Source organism: Paenibacillus tengchongensis (assembly GCF_008973665.1).
GTDB classification, from domain to species: Bacteria; Bacillota; Bacilli; order Paenibacillales; family Paenibacillaceae; genus Paenibacillus_AQ; species Paenibacillus_AQ tengchongensis.
In genome coordinates, this window is record NZ_WACP01000016.1 from 144,999 (window position 1) to 150,998 (window position 6,000).

The 6,000-nt window shown below is 56.2% G+C and carries 6 protein-coding genes; all 6 read left to right on the plus strand.

Annotation, left to right across the window (positions count from 1 at the left end):
• The first annotated feature begins 207 nt into the window (after positions 1 to 207).
• The gene (locus F1381_RS23585) at positions 208 to 1,017 is read left to right on the plus strand and encodes a DUF3891 family protein (protein ID WP_187355539.1); all 810 of its coding nucleotides are present in this window, start codon (positions 208 to 210) and stop codon (positions 1,015 to 1,017) included.
• A 58-nt stretch (positions 1,018 to 1,075) separates the two neighbouring features.
• Positions 1,076 to 1,828, plus strand: coding sequence for a potassium channel family protein (locus tag F1381_RS23590; RefSeq protein ID WP_246188169.1), 753 nt, complete (start codon positions 1,076 to 1,078; stop codon positions 1,826 to 1,828).
• A gap of 48 nt (positions 1,829 to 1,876) precedes the next feature.
• Entirely contained in the window at positions 1,877 to 2,797 is a 921-nt protein-coding gene (locus F1381_RS23595; RefSeq protein ID WP_151737291.1) for a metallophosphoesterase, read from the plus strand.
• A 35-nt stretch (positions 2,798 to 2,832) separates the two neighbouring features.
• Positions 2,833 to 3,375 carry a GNAT family N-acetyltransferase gene (locus F1381_RS23600; protein ID WP_151737292.1) on the plus strand — a complete coding sequence of 181 codons (543 nt, stop codon included), beginning with the start codon at positions 2,833 to 2,835 and terminating at the stop codon, positions 3,373 to 3,375.
• 244 nt (positions 3,376 to 3,619) lie between these two features.
• Entirely contained in the window at positions 3,620 to 4,750 is a 1,131-nt protein-coding gene (locus tag F1381_RS23605) for a stalk domain-containing protein (protein WP_151737293.1), read from the plus strand.
• A gap of 29 nt (positions 4,751 to 4,779) precedes the next feature.
• A complete protein-coding gene (locus F1381_RS23610; protein WP_151737294.1) occupies positions 4,780 to 5,529 on the plus strand; it encodes an NADPH-dependent oxidoreductase in 750 nt (249 codons plus the stop codon).
• Positions 5,530 to 6,000: the final 471 nt, after the last annotated feature.

Consider the following 6,000-nt stretch of genomic DNA (forward strand, 5'->3'; position numbering starts at 1 on the left):
TTCTAGCCCGGCGTGAAACGGGTACATGTATGAAGCATACTATACATAATATGGGCTGCTTAAGGCAGCCGCCATGCGGAAAATGCCGGCGCACAAAGAGATGACGCGAGCCGCCGCCGGCGGCGGCATCCAGAGGCAAACATTTTTAGCGCGATATGTTATAATCTCCATATCCATTTAGGCAGCCGCAATCAGGGAGGAATGGCAGTGATTTGTCGTGAGCAGGACGAAGCGTTTGTAATCGTGAAGCAGCATGAGCACGGAAGGGTAGCCGGTGAATTCGCCGCAGCCTTCCGGCTGGATGAGGTTCCGGGCGGCCACCGGCGGGAAGAGGTGCTGTGGGCGGTGGCGAATCATGACCGCGGCTGGATTGATCTGGACGAAACGCCGTTTTGGAATGATGCGGAGGGGGCCCCTTACAGCTTCATTGATTTTCCGGTGGTGCCGAAGCTGACCTTTTACCGCAGGGGACTGAACGAGATCGAGGAGGTCACCGCTTACGGCGCCTTGCTGTGCAGCAAGCATTTCGAGCGGCTGATCGCCGTCTCCGGCGAAGACAGTCCGGAGCTGACCGCCTATCTGGAGGAAGAGGAGCAGCGCCGGGCACGCATCCGGCGTGAGCTTGAACAGCGGCGGCCAATCGGCGAGGCCGAGCTGTACTATGATGCGCGGCTTCTGCAGTTCTGCGACGATCTCTCCCTGTATCTCGCGCTGAACGAGCCGGGAAGTCCGAAAGCGGCGGAGCATCCCTGGTGGAAGGACGGATTCTCCGGAAGTGAGGAATTCGGCTTCACCTCCGGGCGGGCGATTACCGCAGAGTGGCGGAATGAGCACGAGCTGGTGCTTGACCCGTTCCCGTTCGCCGGAAGCGTACAGGTCGCTGTAACCCAGCGCCGGGTTCTGAAGCAGGAGATTGCCGCCAAAGGGATTGCCCGGGCTTATGCCAAGGCGCCGGAGGAGCGGATTGCGATCACTGTAACAGGTCCTGAGGAGAGCGACGAGGGCGCAGTCCGATAATAACTGCTGAACGGCCTGCGACGGCCTGCTGCAGGCGAGAAAGGGAGGGCATCCGCAGATGGAGATAGCATGGTGGGTGTGGTCGCTCAATCTGGCCATTATCGGGCTGATGACAGTGCTCTTTTACCGGATGAAAATGAGCTGGGTCGGCAAAGGCGTGCTGCTCGCTCCCATCCTGATTTATGTAATGGTCTCGGTCGAGGACTTATTTAATTGGATCGATCTGGGGGACATCGTGCCGGGGGACCGGGGGCTGCGCGGCCTGATTCTGCTGTTTGTGCTGGCATCGGTGATCTTCTACATCCATTTTATTTTTCATGAAATCAAGGAATCCAATAACCGCGAGGTCCGTATGCAGCAGACGCTGATCCGGATCAGCATCGCTGCCGTTACCTGTATCATTTTTTTTACGGTGGTATATACATCGATTTATAAGCTGTTCGGCCAGTCTTCCTTCGCGGGGGAAGGGCTGGGAGATGATCTGCTGAGCCAATTCATCACCTTTCTATACTTCAGCGTGGCCACATTTACTACCGTCGGATACGGCGATATCGCCCCGATTGACAATACCTCCCGGCTGGTGGTGGTGATGCAGATCAGCTTCAGCTTCATTACCGTCGCCTACGCCCTGTCCATGCTCGGCCTGTTCCGCAAAATTCTCGGCTCCGGCACCGAGAAGGAGATTGAGGCGGAGATCGAGGTGGATATTGAAACCGAGGTTAAAAAGAGTGCCTGCGAGGATGGAGAGGGCGAACAATCTGAGCGCACAGAACATATCAAACGTACAGAGCATACGAAGAACAAGGACTAAGAAGAGGTCCAAGACCAGAGTCCTGACCATTGAAAGGAGAATCTCCCTATGACCCAATCCTCTTCCGGGGCTTCTCCCGATTCCGGCAGTGCGGCTGGCGGCGCCGGTTCACCGCCGCCAACTACCGGCGGCCGCAAAATCTCCCGCCGCCAGTTCCTGACCCGCGGCGCGGCGACGGTCGTCGGCGCCGGCCTGCTGACGGGCGGCTATGCCTGGCAGGGGGAGCCGAACTGGCTGGATATCACCCGGCTGGAGCTGCCGCTTAAGCAGCTGCCCGGGGCTTTTGCCGGCACCCGGCTTGTGCATTTCAGCGATGTGCATCTGGGATTTAACAAAGACACCCGCGATCTGGCCCGGCTGGTAAAACATATTCAGGAAGCGGAGCCCGATTTGATCTGCTTTACCGGCGACATCGTCGACAGCTTTGCAGAGGATCTGGAAGAGAGCGTGCCGCTGCTGAAGGGGCTGTCCGCGAAGCTCGGCAAATTCGCAGTTCTCGGCAATCATGATTACAAGAACACCGAGCTGCTGACCCTGCTGCTGAACAAAGCCGGCTTTAACGTGCTGCGCAACCAGTCAGAGGTCATTGAGCAAGGCGGCGCGAAGCTTGCCGTGGCCGGGCTGGATGATCTGCTGCACGGCAAGCCCGACCCGGAAGCGGCGCTCCGCGGCATTCCGGAAGGCACCTGTACGGTGCTGCTGATGCATGAGCCCGATTATGCCGATGTGGCCGAGCCGTATCCGTTTCATCTCCAGTTGTCCGGGCACAGCCACGGGGGCCAGATCCGTCTGCCTTTTATCGGCGCTGCCTATACCCCTTACGGGGCTCAGAAATACATAAACGGGTTATATTATACTTACAACCGCGCGATGCCGGTCTATGTGAACAGAGGATTCGGCGAGACGTATATGCCTTTCCGCCTGCTGTGCCGGCCGGAGCTGACGATCATTACATTGCGCAAGGCTTAAGCCCGTATATCATCCCTCAGAAAAGAGGAGCGCCTATGAGCACATATGAGGCTGCAGCTTTGCCCATCCGGCAGGGAGCCAGGGTCGAGCTGAGGAAGCTGCATGGAGACGAGGGCGAGAGGCTGACAGAGCTGCTCGCCCGCCCCGAGGTGGCACCGCATATTATGCTGCACCGCAAGGACGGGCCGCTGCGCAGCCAATTGGCGCTGCTGGTCTACCGCATGCTGCGGGGCTCCGACCCGCGTGCGCTGCATACGGGAATCTATCTGCGCGGCGGCCGGGAGCTGATTGGAACGGTGTCGCTGCAAAGCTGGAACCGGCTGGAGAGGACCGCCGTGCTGGGATATATGCTCGATCCGCTATGGTGGGGGCAGGGCCTTGCGACCGAAGCGGTCGGACTGCTGCTGGAATATGGGCTGCAGGAGCTGCGGCTGGTACGGGTGGAGGGACGCTGCCGCAGCGGCAACATCCGCTCGGAGCGGGTGATGCTCAAGAGCGGGCTGTCTCTCGAACGTATGCTGCCGATGCCGGGCGGCTCGGGCGATGTAATGAAAGTATTCACATTGTTACACAATTGAAATAATGCCGTTATCAAACTCTAACAGTGTCCGGTTAAACTAAATACATGACCCCCTTTTGAAAATATAACTGCTGCTGGGACCCGAGAAATCGGGTCCATTTTTTTGTGCGGAAACTAAGGAGATGCTCATAGAAGTAACAATTGATATTGAAAAATAGGATATCCGGCAGTATGATCTACACTGTCATATAAGGAATATAATTCCAAAAGAAGAATAGGTGGATGATTCGGTGCAAAGGTCTATGCGTGCTTTATTTATCTGGGGTGTGACGGTAATCCTGCTTATAACATTTGCTTCTGGTACTGCAGGCGCTGCCCCTTCTTACCGTTATGTGATCAATGAGACGGAAGAGATCAGCGGCGGAATGCTGCTTGGCGGCACTCACTATATTCCACTGAAGGAAGCCTTCGAGAAGCTGGTCTATGATGTGGAATGGTCGCAAAAGACCCGTACGGCGGTGATGTATACACCCGGGCGAACGATTCAAGTGAAGACGGAGACGGGACAAGTCCAAGTTGATGGCGTGGCGGCGGAACAATGCCGGATCCGGAAGAGGAACGGCATTAACATGATAGCCGCCAAGGACGTGGCCCGGCTCACCGGCTCGCGTCTGACCGTGGAGGGGACGACTATACATATAGAGGGCGGGCAGAGCTATATTTTCGGCAAAAAAGGCTCCCATGCGTTCTGGGTCGGCAACGGCGGCGAAGTTTACGGCAGAGGCACAACCGGCGCGCCTGTACGGCTTGGAGAGGTCAATGTGAAGCTTAATGAATGGCGGTATGCCAAAATCAACATTCAGCCCGTTACGCAGACCGGTTCGTTTGTGGTTACGGCGACATCGTTCTCGGGGGAACCGCTGATCCATAGCCAGACCGTGAAGGTGTTTATCCAGAACAACCGGATTTTGCACTCCGCCGTGTCCGGGGGGGATGAGGATCCACGGACGGCCAGACGGGACGGGCTCTGGGTTTTTGCCGAGGGCGGGAATATCCGGTATATTAATGATCATGGAGCTGTTGTTCAAAGCTACGACTTGGACAAATGGCTCGGCCCGGAGGAGTATAAGCTGGAAGGGTTCGCCGGTGAGCGCCTGCTCCTGGTCCGTGCAACAGCCACTCAGATATTATTCGTCGTTGATCCTGTAAAGAAACGCAGGCTGGTGTTGTATCAGCTTATTTTAGGTGCAGAGGAACAGACCTCGATTGAGCAAAATACGGATCGCACAGACATGCACTACGGCGACAATCTGCATCTGCTCTCGGCCAGGGACGGCGTGCTGACGTTCTCGTATTTCAGTTATCTGCAAGGCGCTAAGGAGAGCCAAATACCGGTGCGGATCGCCGATCTGGAACAGGCTCTGGCCGATTAGCCCGGATGAAACAGGAGGGAAACCTATTGATGAATAATGAAGTGATCCAGACGTTAATGAACCATCGTTCATACCGAAAATATGCCGCCCGCCCGGTTGAACCGGATAAGCTGCGGCTCATTGCCGAAGTGGCCCAGGCCGCCCCTTCCTGGGTGAACGGGCAGCAAATGACGATCATCGCTGTACGGCAGGAGGAACGCAAAGAGCGGCTGGCCGCTTTGAGCGGCAACCAGCGGCATGTGGCGGAGGCCCCGGTGTTTCTGGTGTTCTGCCTGGATTTCTACCGCACCAAGCTGGCTTGCGAACGGGAAGGGAAGCCGTACGAAGCGGCACGCGACGTGGATGCGCTGCTCGTCGGCACCGCCGATGCCGGCATTGCGATGGGCAATGCCATCGCCGCTGCAGAATCGCTGGGGCTCGGCATTATCCCGATCGGCGGAATACGCCGCAATACGGGTGCCGTTATCGAGCTGCTGGAGCTGCCCGAATACGTCTTTCCGGTTGCCGGCTTGTGCATCGGCTATCCGGACGAGGAGCTGCCGAAGAAGCCGCGCCTGCCGCTTGAGGCGGTCTTTCACGAGGAGCGGTACAACCGGGATACGGAAGGGTATATTGAGCAATATAATGCCGCATTCCGCGAATACCTGCAGGCTGCGGGGCAGACGGAGCGGGACTGGAGTGCGGTCATTGCCCATTTCTATTCGCTGAATCCGCAATACGGCGATGCTGGCCGGACGCTCCCGCAGCAGGGCTTTACCTGCGATAATCTGGAGAAGTGAATTGAATTGAGTTACCGTTACGAAATGGAGCGAGGAATAGGCGCAGATTTCCGTCACTTGATATAAATGCAGGCCCAAATGTATTCGAAAAATCGAATACAATATGCTGCAGCGCGTGTAACCGGCCCCAATGTATTCGAAAAATCGAATACAATGTGCTGCAGCGAGGGTAACCGGCCCAATTGTATTCGAAAAATCGAATACAATGTGCTGCGGCGCGTGTAACCGGCCCAATTGTATTCGAAAAATCGAATACAATATGCTGTAGCGTGTGTAACCGGCCCCAATGTATTCGAAAAATCGAATACAATGTGCTGCGGCGAGGGTAAATGGACCAATTGTATTCGAAAAATCGAATACAATGTGCTGCGGCGCGTGTAACCGGCCCAATTGTATTCGAAAAATCGAATACAATGTGCTGCGGCGCGTGTAACCGGCCCAATTGTATTCGAAAAATCGAATACAATGTGC

Bases quoted from the DNA above. Each gene is read 5' to 3' on its own strand.
- F1381_RS23600 (WP_151737292.1), top strand. From the start codon at position 2,833: ATGAGCACATATGAGGCTGCAGCTTTGCCCATCCGGCAGGGAGCCAGG.
- F1381_RS23605 (WP_151737293.1), top strand. From the start codon at position 3,620: ATGCGTGCTTTATTTATCTGGGGTGTGACGGTAATCCTGCTTATAACA.
- F1381_RS23590 (WP_246188169.1), top strand. From the start codon at position 1,076: ATGGAGATAGCATGGTGGGTGTGGTCGCTCAATCTGGCCATTATCGGG.
- F1381_RS23595 (WP_151737291.1), top strand. From the start codon at position 1,877: ATGACCCAATCCTCTTCCGGGGCTTCTCCCGATTCCGGCAGTGCGGCT.
- F1381_RS23610 (WP_151737294.1), top strand. From the start codon at position 4,780: ATGAATAATGAAGTGATCCAGACGTTAATGAACCATCGTTCATACCGA.